The sequence below is a fragment of the Mycobacterium sp. MS1601 genome, assembly GCF_001984215.1.
Classification (GTDB): Bacteria; Actinomycetota; Actinomycetes; order Mycobacteriales; family Mycobacteriaceae; genus Mycobacterium.
This window is the reverse complement of the sequence record NZ_CP019420.1, coordinates 3541789-3558037: the sequence shown is the minus strand read 5'-3', so window position 1 is coordinate 3558037 and position 16249 is coordinate 3541789. Positions and strand designations below refer to the sequence as shown.

Below are 16249 nucleotides of genomic sequence, written 5' to 3'. Positions count from 1 at the left end.
TCAGTCCCTCCCTCCGATCGTCGACCTGCTGGAACAATGGATCGATGACCAGTCGCCCGGACCCCGGCGGTTCCCTCGGGGACTTCCTGCGGGCTCGGCGCGACGGACTGGACCCCACCGAGGTGGGGCTGTCCCTGCTCGGGGCCCGGCGGCGAGTTCCCGGGCTGCGGCGCGAAGAGGTCGCCCACCTCGCCGCCATCAGCCACGACTACTACGCCCGACTCGAACAAGGTCGCATCGCTCCCTCACTCGCGGTCCTGAAGACCCTGAGCGACGTGTTGCGCCTCGACGCTGAACAACGCGCCTACCTCTACGAACTTGCCGGCAAACCGGTCCCTCGCCGACAGACGTCAGAACAGCACCGGGTGCGGCCCCAACTTCAGCGGCTACTGGACGCGATGACCGAGATTCCCGCCTTCGTCTTCGACCATCGATTCGACATCCTCGCGTGGAACCCGCTGGCCGCCGCCATCTACGTCGACTTCAGCCGCATACCGCCCGAGCAGCGCAACTACGTGCACCTGGTGTTCACCCACCCCGACGTCCGTGCGCTCTACGCCGACTGGGACACCGTCGCCCGGGATTGTGTAGCCAGCCTGCGCAGATCCGCCGCCCGCACCCCCGACGACGCACGCCTACTCGCACTGGTCGACGAACTCCGCACCCGGGACACGGTCTTCCGCACCTGGTGGCCCGCCCACGAAGTCGTCGACTCCAGCAGCGGAACCACCGTCCTGCGCCACCCCATCGCCGGCAAACTGACCCTGGAGTGGAACACCTTCCTCAGCGACACCGACCACGACCAACGCCTCATGACCCTGACCGCGCCCCCACACAGTCCCACCCATCAGGCTCTGAAATTCCTCAACTCCTGGACCGAGAGCACCGCTCAATAGACTCGTTGCCGTACCTGCGCTGGCGTGACAAAGGCCCTTACCGCTCAGATGGCCCGGTGGACGTCGTCCCAGGCGCCGAACCCGCCCAGAATGTCACTGACATCGGCGAATCCGTTCTTGCGCAGCACGCTCGCGGCAACCGATGACCGGTAGCCACCGGCGCAGTACACGACAGTCGGCTTGGCCGGGTCCAACTCGGCGTAACGGCCGGGCAGTTGCCCCACCGGGATGGACACTGCGCCGGGAATGGTTCCGGCGGCAACCTCACCGGGATTACGAACGTCAACCACCTGCAGATCGGGCAGCGCGGCCGCGCGCTGGTCGAATGCCTTCGCCGTCAGCCGGGATGCCACCCGGACATCCTCTTGGTGGTCGAACATCGCTTCGAACGGCCGGTCCAGGTAGCCGATCACCCGGTCGAAGCCGATGCGGGCCAGGCGGGTTTTGCCTTCCAGTTCTTGTCCTGGTTCGGTGAACAACACGATGTCGACGTCGTGTGGCACCACCGATCCGGCGAACTCCGCGTAGCGCCCTTCCAATCCGATGTTGATCGCGCCGCGAAGATGTCCCAGTGCGAAATCCTCCGGGCCACGGCCGTCGATCAGAACAGCTCCCGCTGCGACGGCTTCGCGCACTTGGTCATAGCTCATGGCGGTGGGCATCTTGCCCTCGTCCAACAGTTTTCGCTCTTTGCGGTTGAGGATCGCGTCGTAGACGAAGTAGCTGGGCGCCGGCGGTTGGCCTTCGGTGACCAGGGCCATGAACGTGGCCTTGTCCGGAGCGCGGAGCGCGTAATTGGTCTGCTTCTGCTCCCCGATGTTCGACCACAGGTCGGTGGACAGATTCTTGCCGCACGCCGAGCCGGCACCGTGCGCCGGGTACACCCGGGTGGCGTCGGGCAGTGTCATGAGCTTGTTGTGCAAAGAGTCGTAGAGCTTGTCAGCCAGTTCCTCACGGGTGAAACCGATGGAAGCAAGCAGGTCCGGCCGGCCCACGTCACCGATGAACAATGCGTCTCCGGTCAGGACTCCGTAGGGAACCGTGTCGCCGGGGTGTTCGTAAACGACGATGCTCAGCGACTCCGGCGTATGCCCTGGCGTATGCAAGAACTCCAGTGTCACCTCACCCAGCGAGTAGCGCTCGCCATCGGCGACGCCCATCGACTCGAATTCGGTTTCCGCAACCGAGGAGTACACGATCTTGGCTCCGGTGGCCTTGGCGAGTTCGAGGTGGCCGGACAAGAAGTCGGCATGGAAGTGGGTTTCGATCACGAGTTCGATGGTGTAACCGCGCTCAGCGGCGTCCGCCAGGTACTCGGCCACGTCACGTTGAGGATCAACAACAACTGCGCGCCTTGTGTTTTCGTCAGCAATCAAATACGACGCGTGCGACAGGCAGTCCAAGTAGTACTGAGTGAACTCCACGGTGGTTCTGTCCTTTCATCCGGGGCGGGTCGGTCTGCTGACCCTCAGTCTGCAGATACCCCTATGGGTATGTCAAGTACCCTAGGGGGTATTCGATTCCCGCTTGCATGTACCCCCTGGGGTATGTCTACCATGACGGTGTCGCATACCCCCAGAGGTATCAAGAGCAGGCTTCACCCCGCCACGAAAGGACTCCCATGGGCGCACCCGTCATCATCGCTTCGCAGAATCTCAACGACCTGCTCGAATCAGCCACGCCACCCCGCGTCCTCGACGTCCGCACTGCCGGAGAGTTCGAGGCCGCTCACATCGCCGGCTCGTACAACGTGCCACTGGACCTACTCCGGGAACACCGCAAGGAGATCATCGAGCACCTCGACGAGGACGTGGTGCTGGTCTGCCGCTCCGGGCAGCGCGCGGCGCAAGCCGAAGAGACCCTTCGTGATGCCGGGTTGCCCAACGTGCACATCCTCGACGGCGGGATGGTCGCCTGGGAGGCCGGCGGTTTCGCCGTGAAACGCAGCCTCCAACGATGGGACCTCGAGCGTCAGGTCCGTCTGGTCGCCGGTTCGATTGTGTTGTCCAGCGTGGTGGCCAGTACCGCGGTTCCCGGACTCAAGTGGGTGGCCGCGGCGCTCGGCGGCGGGCTGACCTTCGCGGCACTGACCAATACCTGCGCCATGGGCATGGCGCTGGCCAAGCTGCCGTACAACCGCGGGGCGGCCTGTGACGTTGAAGATGTTGTGGCACAGCTCGTCGGTTCACGCCGGCCGGGCCGGTAGGTGAGCAGCAGATCATGGTCACACTCACAATCGCTCTTGCCGTACTGGTCGGCGTCGCACTCGGACTGTTGGGAGGCGGCGGATCCATCCTGACCGTCCCATTACTGGCCTACGTGGCCGGCATGGACGCCAAGCAAGCCATCGCGACATCACTGCTGGTCGTCGGCGTCACCAGCGCCGTCGGCGCGATCTCCCACGCTCGGGCTGGACGCGTGCAGTGGCGTACCGGATTGACCTTCGGAGCAGCGGGCATGGCCGGCGCCTACGGCGGTGGGCTGCTGGCCCGCTTCATACCCGGCACCATCCTGCTGATCGGGTTCGCGGTCATGATGATCGCCACCGCTGTCGCCATGCTCCGCGGGCGCCGGAACCTCGACACACCTGCGGGTCACCGGCTTCCAGTGCCGAAGATCCTGGCGGAGGGCCTGGTGGTTGGGCTGGTCACCGGGCTGGTGGGCGCCGGCGGCGGCTTTCTGGTCGTGCCCGCTCTTGCGCTTCTCGGCGGACTACCCATGCCGGTCGCGGTGGGCACCTCCCTGATCGTGATCGCGATGAAGTCGTTCGCCGGGCTGGGCGGATACCTGTCCAGCGTCCACATCAACTGGACGCTGGCGTTCGCGGTGACCGCCGCCGCCGTGGTCGGGGCGCTGGCCGGCGCTCGCCTCACCGCACTGGTCAATCCCGAAGCCCTACGCAAAACGTTCGGATGGTTCGTACTGGCGATGTCGTCGATCATCCTGGCTCAGGAGATCCACCCCGCCGTCGGAATCGCCGCGGCGATACTCACCGCGATCGCTGCCGCACTGACCTTCGTGTGCACCAGGTACGCCCATTGCCCTTTGCGTCGGATCAGCGCCGCCGCGGGCAGAGGAACCGCTCCGGCGTGACGTCTCAGGAATACCCCCACGGGTACCATGGCTGTATAGCAGTACATGAGAGGAGACACACTCAATGGTCGGTGACGAAGATGCCATTGCCGCAGTACTGAACAGACTGCGCAGGGCCCAAGGCCAACTCGCAGGAGTGATCTCGATGATCGAACAAGGTCGAGACTGCAAGGACGTGGTGACACAGCTGGCCGCTGTATCCCGGGCACTGGACAAGGCCGGTTTCAAGATCGTCGCAACCGGACTGCGTGAATGCCTGACCGGCGAGAGCGCCGACGGTCAGCAACCGATGACCGAGGCGGAACTGGAAAAGCTGTTCCTGGCCTTGGCCTGATTTCTCAGACAACCGAAAGAGGACCATCATGGGTTATGCACTGTCGACGACACTGCACACCACATTCGACGACGCAGTGGAACGCACTCGCAAAGCATTGTCAGAACAGGGTTTCGGCGTATTGACCGAGATCGACATGAAAGCAACGCTGAAAGCCAAGCTGGGCGAGGACGTTGAGGATTACCTGATTCTCGGCGCCTGCAACCCTCCGCTGGCGTTCCGCGCCGTCACCGCTGACCGCCAAATCGGCCTGCTACTGCCCTGTAATGTCGCTGTGCGCGCCGACCCCGACAACGCCGGCACCGTGATCATCGACGCGATGGATCCGCAAGTGATGGTGCAGGTTTCAGATGCTCCCGGCCTCCGCGCCGTGTCCGCTGAGGCCGCCGAGAAGCTTCGGGCGGTCATCGATGCACTCAACGGAGACCACAAGTCGGAATAGCGCCAGAAGCGGATCCGTGCCGCCAGTGTCAGAGCGCCGCTCGAGCCAAGAATCCGCCAAGAATCCCTTTAGCTGTTGGACGCAGGCTGTTGTCATCGACCACCATCCCCGGAAGGGAAGGAAACACCACGATGAAGCACCTCGTCCGCGCCGCTTGTGTGGCCACCATGCTCAGCTCGGTCGTCATTCTGGGGGGAGCCGGCGCAGCTACGGCTGCGCCTCTGCACGACCCGTATGGGTTCTGCAACTCCCACAACCAGCAGGGCAACTGCCTCTACGGAGCCGCCGGACCGGCGCGCAGCATCGATGTCACGATCCCAGCCGACGACCCGCAGGAACAAGCAATCATCGACTACGTGACCAGAGCTGTCGACAACTTCAACGCCGACGCCACCGACATGGAATCCCTTGGCGATTCCGAACTTCCCTCCACAATCACCGTCACCAGCACCGACTACGCCTCAGGAACTCCTGCGACCGGCACCCAGACCGTCGTCGTCGCACTCGACCAGATGCTGCGGCATGCAGCGCACCCAGCGGCATGGTTCCAGGCGTTCAGCTACAACCACGCCACCAGGTCGCCGATCACCTTCGACACCTTGTTCCGGCCCGGCACCGCGCCGCTGTCGGTGATCGTTCCCATCGTCGAGCAGCAACTGAGCAGTACCGCCGGCCAACCGATCACCCTCGACTCAGCCACCGCCACGGACCCCGGTTACTTCCAGAACTTCGCCGTCACCGACGACGCCGTGATCTTCTTCTTCGGCCGCGGCGACATCGCGCCGGCATTCGGCGCCACGCAGGTATCCGTACCGCGCAGCGCGATCGCCGACATCCTCAGCCCTGGCCTCTGAATAAGGGCTTGCCGAAGATCGAAGGTCCAGCCGGTGATGGGGCGGGCGAACTCCCAGTTCACCCTGTCGGGCCTTGTTGCCCAAAGCAACCGCCCGGCGGGTGGATGATGGTCAGGTGAGCGTGAAGAAGCGCGGTGAGTTGCGCATTTATTTGGGTGCGGCTCCTGGTGTGGGTAAGACGTTCGCGATGCTCGGTGAAGCGCATCGGCGGCTGGAGCGTGGCACTGATGTGGTGGCGGCGGTGGTGGAGACTCATGGGCGGCGCAGGACCGCTGATCTGCTTGATGGTATCGAGATTGTGCCGCCGCGCTATATCGACTACCGCGGTGGCAGGTTCGCTGAATTGGATGTGCCTGCCGTTGTTGCTCGCGCCCCGCAGGTGGTGCTGGTGGATGAGTTGGCCCATACCAACACCCCGGGCAGTGTGAACCCGAAACGGTGGCAGGACATCGAGGAACTGCTGGCTGCGGGGATCACCGTGGTGTCCACGGTGAATGTCCAGCACTTGGAGAGCCTCAACGATGTGGTGGCCCAGATCACCGGCATCGAGCAGAAGGAAACCGTGCCCGATGCGGTGGTGCGCAGCGCTGATCAGATCGAGCTGGTCGACATCACCCCGGAGGCGTTGCGGCGCCGGCTGTCTCACGGCAATGTCTATGCACCGGATCGCATCGACGCGGCGCTGAGCAACTATTTTCGTCCAGGCAATCTGACTGCGCTGCGTGAGCTGGCGTTGTTGTGGCTGGCCGATCAGGTGGACGCTGCTCTGGCGAAATACCGTGCCGAGCATCAGATCAGCGACACCTGGGAGGCGCGTGAGCGGGTGGTGGTGGCCGTCACCGGCGGCCCGGAGTCTGAGACGCTGGTACGACGGGCCTCGCGGATCGCCTCGAAGTCCAGTGCGGAGTTGATGGTGGTGCACGTGGTCCGCGGGGACGGGCTCAGCGGGGTGTCCGCGCCGCAGATGGGCAGGGTCCGCGAACTGGCCTCCAGCCTGAGTGCCACCCTGCACACCGTGGTCGGTGACGATGTGCCGACAGCATTGTTGGATTTCGCCCGGGAGCGCAATGCCACTCAATTGGTGCTCGGCACGTCGCGGCGCTCGCGGTGGGCCCGCATCCTCGACGAGGGCATCGGTGCCCGAACCGTGCAGCACTCCGGCACCATCGACGTCCACATGGTCACCCACGACGAAGCCCGACGCGAGTGGACACTGGATGATCTGTCGCCGCGCACCCGGTACTTGACGTCGTGGCTGGCGGCGCTGGTGGTGCCGTCGACCCTGTGCGCGCTCATCGTCCTGCTCCTTGACCCCCTGCTGGGCGTGGGCGGGGAGAGCGCACTGTTTTTTGTCGGGGTGCTGGTGGTGGCGCTGCTCGGTGGGGTGGCACCGGCGGCACTATCGGCGGTGCTGTCTGGCTTTCTACTCAACTACTTCCTGGTCGAACCCCGCTACACGCTCACCATCGCCGCGCCCGACAGCGCCGTCACCGTGGTGGTGTTGCTGGCCGTGGCGGTCGCCGTGGCCGTGCTGGTCGATGGTGCCGCCAACCGGGCCCGGGAAGCCCGCCAAGCCTCCCGCGAAGCTGAGTTGTTGGCATTGTTCGCCGGATCGGTGCTGCGCGGAGCGGATCTGACGGCGTTGTTGGAGCGGGTCCGCGAAACCTACCTGCAGCAGTCGGTCTCGCTGTTGCGCGACACCCTGGTCGGTGAGCCTGCTCTCGTCGCGTGTGTCGGCGAAACACCCTGTGTGGATGTCGAATCCGCTGACACCGCCGTCGAGGTCGGCGACGACGAATTCTGGCTGCTGATGTCCGGCCGTAAGCTGGCGGCCCGGGATCGGCGTGTGCTGGGTGCCGTCGCGACACAGGCAGCCGGCCTGGTGCGCCAACGCGAACTGACCGAGGAAGCCAGTCGCGCCGAAGCCATCGCCAAGGCCGATGAGTTGCGCCGCTCGCTGCTGTCCGCGGTCAGCCATGACCTGCGCACACCACTGGCTGCCGCCAAGGCCGCCGTGTCCAGCCTGCGCAGCGAGGAGGTCGACTTCTCCCCGGGCGACACCGCCGAACTGTTGGCCACTGTGGAGGAATCGATCGACGGGCTAAGCGCACTGGTGGGCAATCTGCTGGACTCCTCCCGACTGGCCGCCGGGGTGGTGAAACCGAACCTCGGCCCGGTCTATGTCGAGGAAGTGACTCACCGTGCGCTGCTGGGGATCCGCCGCGGCACCCACAGCGCCGGACTGGAACGGGTCAACGTCGACGTCGCTGACACCGTGGTGCTGGCCGATTCCGGTCTACTGGAACGCGTACTGGTCAACCTCGTCGACAACGCCCTGCGCTACTCCAGGGGCGGTGTGGTCCGCATCAACGCCGGGCAGGTGGGCCACCGGGTCTTGATCAACGTCGTTGATGAAGGCCCCGGCGTGGCCCACGGCACCGAGGAGCAGATGTTCGCACCATTTCAACGCCTCGGCGACACCGACAACAGCACCGGCGTGGGTCTCGGGTTATCGGTGGCGCGTGGATTCACCGAAGCCATGGGCGGTGTCTTGTCGGTGACCGACACCCCCGGCGGCGGGCTGACCGTGATCGTCGATCTAGCCGCCGCAGGTGCGCAATGACCCGCACACGGGTACTGGTGATCGACGACGAACCACAGATCCTGCGGGCACTGCGGATCAACCTGTCCGTGCGCGGCTACGACGTCCACACCGCCGCCACCGGAGCCCAAGCCCTACACACCGCCGCCGCGCACCCACCTGACGTGGTGATCCTCGATCTCGGGCTGCCCGACATCTCCGGCATCGACGTCCTGGCCGGACTGCGCGGGTGGCTCACGGCACCGGTGATCGTGCTCTCGGCACGCACCGACTCCTCAGACAAAGTACAAGCACTCGACGCCGGAGCCGACGACTACGTCACCAAACCCTTCGGCATGGACGAATTCCTGGCCCGGTTACGGGCCGCCGTGCGACGGGCCACCACAACCCCGGAGACCGACCAACCAATCATCGAAACCTCCTCCTTCACCGTCGACCTGGCCGCCAAAAAAGTCACCCGCAACGGCACCGAAGTCCACCTGACCCCCACCGAATGGGGCATCCTCGAAATGCTGGTACGCCACCGCGGCAAGCTCGTCAGCCGCGAAGAACTCCTCAAAGAAGTCTGGGGCCCCGCCTACGCCACCGAAACCCACTACCTACGCGTCTACCTCGCCCAACTACGCCGCAAACTCGAACCCCACCCCTCACACCCCCAACACCTACTCACCGAACCCGGCATGGGATACCGCTTCCAGCAATAACCGGTTAGTTCTGCAGATCCCGGGTAATCGGTGAGCCTGCGAGAACGTCAATTGTCGGAGGAGGACGGCGATGAGCACGCGAGTTCGACGTCGACCTCAGGTTGGGCTGCTGGCAGTGCAGTGCGCGTCCATTCTGGTGGGCGCGCTGCTCCTGATTGTCGGCGTCCTCGGATTCGTCCCCGGGATCAGCAGCCATGTCGATGGCCTGCGGCTGGCCGGACCGGAATCCGCAACCCAACTGTTCGGGATCTTCCAGACGTCGATCCTGCACAACCTGATTCACGTCGCCGTGGGTGTGGCCGGGCTGGTGCTGGCGACGACGTACGCGCGCTCACGTGCGTACTTGCTGGCCGGTGGGTTGCTGTTCCTCGGTTTCTGGGTCCACGGGTTGACGATCGACTTGAGCGGGCCCGCCAACGTGCTTCCCGTCGACACCGCCGACAACTGGCTGAACCTCGGTCTGGGCGCCACCATGGTGATCATGGCGCTGACGCTGGCAGGTACGCGCGTCCCGACCGGGGCGGGCGGCGAAGTGCTGATACCCGAGTGAACCGGCTCAGCAGATCCCGTCGTTACATGGCCAACTGAGAAACTGGCTCGACCTCAATTGGCGTCCTTGGGCGTGGCGACATCATCGGTGACGGCCACACCTTCGCCTCCCACTTCGACAACACCCCTTCACTCGTTCTTCTCCAGCTTCCCGGACCGGCTCAGATCGGCATGCGGTATCCGAAGTACTCGTGGTCTTCGTTGTAGCCGCCCTGCCCCTTGCCGATGGAATCGAAGCTCTCGACGAACTCGATCGACTCGATCCACTTGATCTGTTTGAAGCCCAGCTCGACCTCGTTGCGCAATCGCAGTGGGGCGCCGTGGCTTTCAGTGAGCGGTGCGCCGTTCATCTCGTAGGCCAGCATCGCCATGGGGTGCTGCATGTGTTCGATCTTGTGGCAGTCGTAGTAGCGGCCCTGACCGGGTTCGGAGCCGTCTGCCAGGGAGCGGAACACCACCCATTTCGCTGACGGTTGGGGTTCGACGACGCGCATGATGTCTGCCATCCGGACCCCGCCCCACTTGGCGATGCCCGACCAGCCCTGAATGCAGTAATGCTGGGTGATCTGCTCGTGCTTGTCCATGTTCATCAGGTCCGCATAGCTGAAGCTGGTGGGATGGTTCACCAGGCCGTCGACCCGCAAGCGGTAGTCCGCCCAGCCGTCGGCCTGGAGCTGCCGGTACTCATCCGAGTCCGGCAGGGTGCCGTTGGACCAGAAGTACGGCGAGATGTCCTTCTCGGTGTAGTCGGCACGAGGGTGCATCCACTCCATGAGACCTTTGATCCAGCCGATCGCACGCTGTCCGACTTTCTGCACCAACCGCGGGTGATTCAACGTGACAGGTGTGGCCAGGTACCACAGCATCGCGATGATCGCCATCACCAGCAGGTAGATCACCAACGCCCAATAGGATTCGGTGTTGGTGCCGAAGACGATGTGGTTCAGATTGCCCACCAGACCGGTGGAGAACACCATCACCGTATGCACCAGGATGAAGAACACCATCCAGGCCAGAACCAGGAAGTGGACCGAGCGAGCGATCTGCCGGTTGGCCGGGCCCTTACCCAGTCCGAATCGAGCCGCGATCGCCGGCGCCTGCAGCAGACCGGTGATGAAAGCCAAAGGGGCGAAGACGAATACCGTCAAGAAGTAGGCGATCAACTGCAAACCGTTGTAGGCCACGAACCCGTCATTGGCGGGAAAGTCCAACGAAAGATACTGCACCAGAGTGGATAACGCGTTGGGAATGACGTCCCATGACTGCGGAACGATCCGCCTCCACTGTCCGGTGGCGAACAACAACACATAGAACACGATCCCGTTGAGCAACCACAGCGCATCAAAGGTGAAGTGCCACCACCGCGCCAGCCCGATCGTGTGCCGGACACCGGGAATGCCCAGCCAGCCTGGTAGCGAGACCGAGTCATCTTTGGCAGTCCACACCTGCCGTGGGTTGTCGGGATTCAGCCGATCCGCCGGCACCGGCCCGCGCAACCTCAACCACGCGGTGCCCGGCGTGCTACCGGCATTGAGATACAGCCGGGGATGATCGGCCAGAATCTGCAGACCGGCCCTGATGATGAACATCATGAACACGATGTTGAACAGGTGACTCCATCGCAGCCAGGCCGGAATGCCCGGTTCGATGGGACCACGAGCTGCTGCTGTGCCGGGGTAGCGCTGGAGGAATTCCTGCATCCAGTCGAACTGGCGAAGATGCTGAGCGACCGCCACCCCGATGAGCAAGCCCGCGACGGCCAGCGGAATCAACCACAACGTGCTGACCCAGCGGCGACCGAGGCGCACCGACGGGATGCTCGCCGGTTGGTCGGCAATACCACCCGCCCATTCCCCGAGACGGACGCGCTCGATGTCCGGTTCCGCCGCCGGAACGCCCGCCACACGATCCGAGGTGTTTCGCACAACGTGACCGTCAGTTTCCACAGGCTGCACCGTACGGGACTTTGCCGATCGGATCACGGACATAGCGATCATGCCGTCACGTAGTCGATCTTCACGGACTGCCAGGGGCCTGGAACACCGTGTCGGATCGCCACGCGAACATTCTCTCGGCAAACCGCACGCACGTGCCTGTGAACTCGGCAGCATCGGCCAACAGAGAGCTGACGCGCAATCTCGGTAGCCAGGAAGCCTTTGATACTGCCACTACCGCAAATCGAATGGGACTGCGCCAGTGCAAGAGTCGGCGTTGGCGACAGATTCGGCCCCGGCTCAGCCGCAGAACGTCCCTCGACAGGCAAACACGTAGTGCCGCCATGGTTGACAGCGAGAGGGCCGACCCTGCCGGGACAGCCAACAAAACGGCGAGGTCACGCACCATGGGCGTCACCCTCTGCCGTCGCCAACCCGGGCGACCTGGCACTGGGTTTGCTAAGATCTTGCCCTAGCTCCCGCAGCCCGCTGAGCGACCGCCCAGCAGAACTAAGGACAACGAGATGAAGTTGCGTTCACCCGTCACTGCACTGGTCGTCGCGTCCGGTGCAGTGGGGCTCATCATGACCGCTCCGGCCGCCTCGGCCGAACCAGATCAACCCTCCTGCACCAATGCGGGCAACATCGTGTCCGGCACATCGACGGTGTGCCAGAGCCCCGGCAACGCCCAGCTCACCACTTCGCCCGGAGAGCTGGGTGAGACGCAGTGGGGCATGTGGCCCTGGGGCGGCGGCATCGGAGTTCTCTGACCGCTGTGACCTACCGGATCAGTCTGCCTTGAGCCCGCACTCGAGTGCGCACACCACCGCTTTGGATCCCTTCTACGCATCACTGATCAATGAGAACGCAGCCAGCCTGGTGGACCACTTCTATCACGTGCTGTTGGGCGACCGGGAGGCCCGCACCTTTCTGGACAACACCGCTGTCGAAGAACAGCTGAAACCGGCGCTCATCACCTGGCTGTCCGAGGTCTGCGCACCCACAGCAGACGCCGATGAAGCCGAGTTCGAGGCCCGGCAAGAGTTCATCGGACAGGTGCACGCCCGGATCAATGTGCCCCTTCATCTGGTCAATGAGGGAGCTTCCACACTTCAGAGCCGGATCTCCGCGCTGATTCGCGACTGCGACCGGACATGGGAATCGCGCTATGACGCAATGTGTTCGGTGTATCAGCGCATAGATCGAGCCATCTCCATCATGGCCCGCTCCTATGTCCACGGGGTGGAGGATCACGCCCGCCTGGAAGAGGCCTACCGACTTTTCTCGCTGGATCAGGATCTCAACCTGGAACGAGAACGCCAACGCGCCAGCCTGATGGAATGGTCACAATCGATACTGTTCGGGATCCTGCAGTCAGACAACGGTAGCGTTCTGAAACCGCTGTCCGGCACTTCCTTCGGGGTATGGGTGCGACATCGTGCCGGCGTACTGTTCGGCGACTCAGCACAGTTGGCGGCCCTGGGCCTGGCGATCGTCCGCGTCGATACCCAACTACTGCCCCTTTTGGAAAGCGACGCGCCCGGCGTCCGCGACGAGGCTCTGCGCACAATGCGCCAAACGGTCGAACAGATGGGCGCCGCGCTCAGCGGGCTCTTCCAAGGTCTGACAGACATGGAAAGCGGCCGAGATACGTTGACACGAACCATGAATCGGCGTTTTCTTCCCTCGATCCTGGCCCGGGAGATCAACTTTGCGGTGAAGAACTCGACCGGCCTCGCCGTGATGATCTTCGACATCGACCATTTCAAGCAGATCAACGACAGCCACGGTCACCAAGCCGGAGATTCGGTGCTACGCCAGGTCGCAGACACGGTGGCCGAAACCCTGCGTTCCACCGACTTCCTCTTCCGGTACGGCGGCGAGGAGTTTCTGGTTCTGTTCGTCGAAATAGCGCCAGACCAAGGCATCGACGCTGCCGAACAGGTTCGGCAGGCCATCGAAGGGCAGCGGTTCTCGGTGGGCAACACAGAAGTCCCCGTGACCATCTCAGTCGGCGTGGCCCTCTACGACGGCCATCCGGACCCCGACCATTTCCTCAAACGCGCCGACGACGCCCTGCGCAGGGCCAAACACGGAGGACGGAACCGGGTCGTTCTGTCGGCGTGAGACGGCGATGCCGACGACCGGCCGAAGCCCGTCAGCAGTCTCCCTGCAGCCACGACTTCACATAGCCGGCGCTGTGATACATGTACAACCACGCCCACCCTGGCAGACTCAGCCTCGGCGGGGTGGCGACCATCACCAACTCACCGTGAAAGCACTTGCCGATGATGTAACTGGCGCGCGAGACATGTGGCGTGGACGTGACGACGATGACAGTGCGCCAGCCGTTTTCAGCAGCCATCCGGCGCAGCTCCCGGCCCTCCCCCAATGTCGTCCGCGGCTCGGGGGCAAAACATTCGACCGCAAATCGTGACTGCGTCTGCGTGCAGAGGCCATCGAGCACCGGATCCGACGGGCGGTACGGGTTCGACAGCACGACCGTCGGCGCCAGTCCTTGTTCAGCCAACTCGAGTCCGGTGAGATACCGCTGCGCCGACGCGGTTCCGCCCAGTACCAGAATGGCGTCGGCGGGGCGCGGCTGGTCGATCTGCGGGCGGACGTAGACGGGGTACCCGGCTGCGGCCAGGACCATGACGAGGATCAGCAGCCCGGCGAGCGTGCGCAGAACCCGGCTTTTCATGGCATTTCGGGCCGGGACACGCACGCTCGCGCTAGGTGAGGACGGACTGGGCGATGCCGTCGAGGATGTCGTGCTCGCTGACCGTCAACGAGTCGATTCCGGCGCGCGCACTCAACACCGCGGCCAATTCCTGCACCACGATGGCGCCGCCGCCGATCACGTCGACCCGGCCCTCGTGCATGGGACCCAGGGCAGCTCGCTGCTTGCGTGTCATCGTGATCAGCTCGTCGCACACCTGCAGCAGGCGGTCATAGGTCACCGTCGACAGGTGAATGGCCTCGGAATCGTAGGTGGTCAGGTTGTGCGCCAAGGCCGCGATGGTGGTGAACGTGCCGGCGACGCCCACCCAGGTGCGGGCTTGCTCCACCGGCACCACCTGCAAGGCCTCGGCAAGCTTGTCCCGCACCACGGCCCGCGCCGCAGCCACTTCGGCGGCCGTCGGCGGGTCCGACGGCAGGCAGCGTTCGGTCAACCGCACGCATCCGATGTCCGTCGAGTACCCCGCCCGCACACCATCGCCGTCACCCAGCACCACCTCGGTGGACCCACCGCCAAGATCGACCACCACAAAAGGTGAACCCGCCGAATCCAATTCGGCCACCGCACCGTTGAACGACAGCCGGGCCTCCTCGTCACCGGTGATCACCTCGGCTTGCGCCCCCGGCGTCACAGAGCCCAGGATCTCGGCCGTCATCGCGAAGAACTCGTCGCGGTTGCTCACGTCACGGGCAGCCGACGTCGCCACCATCCGCACCTTGGACACGTCGTGCATACGCATCAACTCGGCGTAATCGGCCAACGCCGCCTTGGTGCGCGCCAAAGCTTCCGGGGCGAATTCACCCGTCGCGTCCACACCTTGACCCAGCCGGACGATCCGCATCTCGCGATGGATGTCGTGCTGCCCGTCGGTGATCAACAGCCGAATGGAATTGGTGCCGCAATCGACTGCCGCCACTCTCAAAGCCAGTACTCCTTGTCCAGGATTCCCGCCATGGCGGGCTCGACGGCCAGGATGGCCAAAGCCTCGTCACCGAAAGGGTTGACGCCCTTGCCTTTTGCCAACGAATGGGCGATCACCACATGCAGGCACTTCACCCGGTCCGGCATGCCGCCACCGGAGAAGGTGGTGCCCAGCGGCTCGATGGCGTCCCGCTCGGCCAGGAACTGCTGGTGCGCGCGACGGTACGCAGCGGCAAGCTCGGCATCCGATGCCAGCCGGTCTGTCATGTCCTTCATCAGACCGGAGGACTCCAGCCGGCTGGCGGCCGCCGTCAGCACCGGATGCGTCAGGTAGTACAACGTCGGAAACGGTGTTCCGTCAGGAAGTTTCGGTGCAGTCTTCACCACAGCCGGTTCCCCGTTGGGGCAACGGTAAGCGATCTCCAAGACTCCCCGCGGCTCACGGCCCAGCTGGGCTGCCACGGCGGCCAGGTCGGCAGCATCAACCACCGGCGGGCACCGGAGGTGCAGGCGGCGGCACCGGCAACGGGGCCGGGGCGGGCGCGACGGGCGGGCCGTGTGGATCATCGGCAATGGTCTTCCACAGCGCGCTGTACCAGGGCGCGCCCGAGGGCGCCGAGGAGCCCGGAAGCGCTTCGGGCGCTTCGGGTTCGACAGCCCCGGGTGGCAACTGCACCTGGTAGGGAATGTCGCCGGGCATCACGAACCCCAGCCTTTCTCTGGCCTGGGCGGCAATGTAGGCCGGATCTGCCAGCTTCACCTTCTGCTGCTCCAATTCGGCGATCTGCTCACGCAACGCCGCCTCCGACGCCTTCAACTGGTTCATCTCGGTGCGCTGCGCGAAATACGTCCGAACCGGACCCGCGATGGTCAGTGTCAGCACACACACCACCGCAGCCAGAATGGCCGCACGCCGCGCCGTGAACCCCATCCGCTGCTCGGACTGCCGCTCAGCCGAGATGATCATGGACTGACGGATGGGTTCGGCGACCGTCGAATCCTCGGCGCCTTCGTCAGCCCCGGCCTCGGCGGGACGCGGCTGTTCCCGCCGAGCCACCGAGGACGGCTTGGCGACCGGCCTCCTGGGCCGACCTGCCTTGGCCTCGCCGGATCGCCCAGGACCAGAGGTCGGGGACCTCCGTTTCCCGTCGGGGCGCTTCGCTTCGGCCATGGTGAT

General features: G+C 64.4%; 17 protein-coding genes. 11 read left to right on the top strand and 6 right to left on the bottom strand.

All coding sequences use genetic code 11. From position 1 onward, the window contains the following. The first annotated feature begins 44 nt into the window (after positions 1–44). Entirely contained in the window at positions 45–896 is an 852-nt protein-coding gene (locus BVC93_RS17315; protein WP_083738550.1) for a helix-turn-helix domain-containing protein, read from the top strand. 44 nt (positions 897–940) lie between these two features. Here BVC93_RS17315 and BVC93_RS17310 read toward each other — a convergent pair whose 3' ends face one another. After that, on the bottom strand, positions 941–2320 hold the full coding sequence (locus tag BVC93_RS17310) for an MBL fold metallo-hydrolase (protein ID WP_083738549.1): 1380 nt from the start codon (positions 2318–2320) through the stop codon (positions 941–943). 197 nt (positions 2321–2517) lie between these two features. On the opposite strand from BVC93_RS17310, the gene BVC93_RS17305 reads away from it, so the two are divergent. From BVC93_RS17305 to BVC93_RS17270, 8 genes are all read left to right on the top strand, one after another. Then, positions 2518–3102, top strand: coding sequence for a rhodanese-like domain-containing protein (locus BVC93_RS17305; protein WP_083738548.1), 585 nt, complete (start codon positions 2518–2520; stop codon positions 3100–3102). 14 nt (positions 3103–3116) lie between these two features. Beyond that, complete coding sequence (locus BVC93_RS17300; RefSeq protein WP_083738547.1) at positions 3117–3989, top strand: sulfite exporter TauE/SafE family protein; 873 nt, start codon at positions 3117–3119, stop codon at positions 3987–3989. A 64-nt stretch (positions 3990–4053) separates the two neighbouring features. After that, positions 4054–4323, top strand: coding sequence for a metal-sensitive transcriptional regulator (locus tag BVC93_RS17295; RefSeq protein ID WP_083738546.1), 270 nt, complete (start codon positions 4054–4056; stop codon positions 4321–4323). 28 nt (positions 4324–4351) lie between these two features. Beyond that, positions 4352–4765, top strand: coding sequence for a DUF302 domain-containing protein (locus BVC93_RS17290; protein ID WP_083738545.1), 414 nt, complete (start codon positions 4352–4354; stop codon positions 4763–4765). A gap of 131 nt (positions 4766–4896) precedes the next feature. After that, the gene (locus tag BVC93_RS17285) at positions 4897–5619 is read left to right on the top strand and encodes an RsiV family protein (protein ID WP_083738544.1); all 723 of its coding nucleotides are present in this window, start codon (positions 4897–4899) and stop codon (positions 5617–5619) included. 115 nt (positions 5620–5734) lie between these two features. Beyond that, positions 5735–8242 (top strand): sensor histidine kinase, encoded by a 2508-nt coding sequence (locus tag BVC93_RS17280; protein WP_083741116.1) that lies wholly within the window; start codon positions 5735–5737, stop codon positions 8240–8242. Beyond that, complete coding sequence (locus BVC93_RS17275; RefSeq protein WP_083738543.1) at positions 8239–8925, top strand: response regulator; 687 nt, start codon at positions 8239–8241, stop codon at positions 8923–8925. The genes BVC93_RS17280 and BVC93_RS17275 overlap by 4 nt, the downstream gene beginning before the upstream one ends. A 70-nt stretch (positions 8926–8995) precedes the next feature. Then, positions 8996–9475, top strand: coding sequence for a DUF4383 domain-containing protein (locus BVC93_RS17270; protein WP_083738542.1), 480 nt, complete (start codon positions 8996–8998; stop codon positions 9473–9475). 160 nt (positions 9476–9635) lie between these two features. Here BVC93_RS17270 and BVC93_RS17265 read toward each other — a convergent pair whose 3' ends face one another. Further along, the gene (locus tag BVC93_RS17265) at positions 9636–11462 is read right to left on the bottom strand and encodes a molybdopterin-dependent oxidoreductase (RefSeq protein WP_083741115.1); all 1827 of its coding nucleotides are present in this window, start codon (positions 11460–11462) and stop codon (positions 9636–9638) included. 470 nt (positions 11463–11932) lie between these two features. Here BVC93_RS17265 and BVC93_RS17260 point away from each other — a divergent pair, with 470 nt between their 5' ends. Together BVC93_RS17260 and BVC93_RS17255 are read left to right on the top strand one after the other, a co-directional pair. After that, on the top strand, positions 11933–12178 hold the full coding sequence (locus BVC93_RS17260) for a hypothetical protein (protein ID WP_083738541.1): 246 nt from the start codon (positions 11933–11935) through the stop codon (positions 12176–12178). A 28-nt stretch (positions 12179–12206) separates the two neighbouring features. After that, positions 12207–13535: a GGDEF domain-containing protein gene (locus BVC93_RS17255; RefSeq protein WP_192860021.1), complete on the top strand. Its 1329-nt coding sequence runs from the start codon at positions 12207–12209 to the stop codon at positions 13533–13535. A gap of 31 nt (positions 13536–13566) precedes the next feature. On the opposite strand, the gene BVC93_RS17250 is transcribed toward BVC93_RS17255, so the two are convergent. The 4 genes from BVC93_RS17250 to BVC93_RS17235 are packed head-to-tail and all read right to left on the bottom strand — an operon-like array spanning position 13567 to position 16243. Continuing rightward, positions 13567–14112 carry a YdcF family protein gene (locus tag BVC93_RS17250; protein ID WP_083738539.1) on the bottom strand — a complete coding sequence of 182 codons (546 nt, stop codon included), beginning with the start codon at positions 14110–14112 and terminating at the stop codon, positions 13567–13569. A gap of 31 nt (positions 14113–14143) precedes the next feature. Beyond that, positions 14144–15073, bottom strand: coding sequence for a Ppx/GppA phosphatase family protein (locus BVC93_RS17245; RefSeq protein ID WP_269466566.1), 930 nt, complete (start codon positions 15071–15073; stop codon positions 14144–14146). After that, positions 15070–15561: a DUF501 domain-containing protein gene (locus tag BVC93_RS17240; RefSeq protein WP_083738537.1), complete on the bottom strand. Its 492-nt coding sequence runs from the start codon at positions 15559–15561 to the stop codon at positions 15070–15072. The genes BVC93_RS17245 and BVC93_RS17240 overlap by 4 nt, the downstream gene beginning before the upstream one ends. Beyond that, positions 15554–16243 (bottom strand): FtsB family cell division protein, encoded by a 690-nt coding sequence (locus tag BVC93_RS17235; protein ID WP_083738536.1) that lies wholly within the window; start codon positions 16241–16243, stop codon positions 15554–15556. Before BVC93_RS17235 ends, BVC93_RS17240 begins: the two co-directional genes overlap by 8 nt. Positions 16244–16249: the final 6 nt, after the last annotated feature.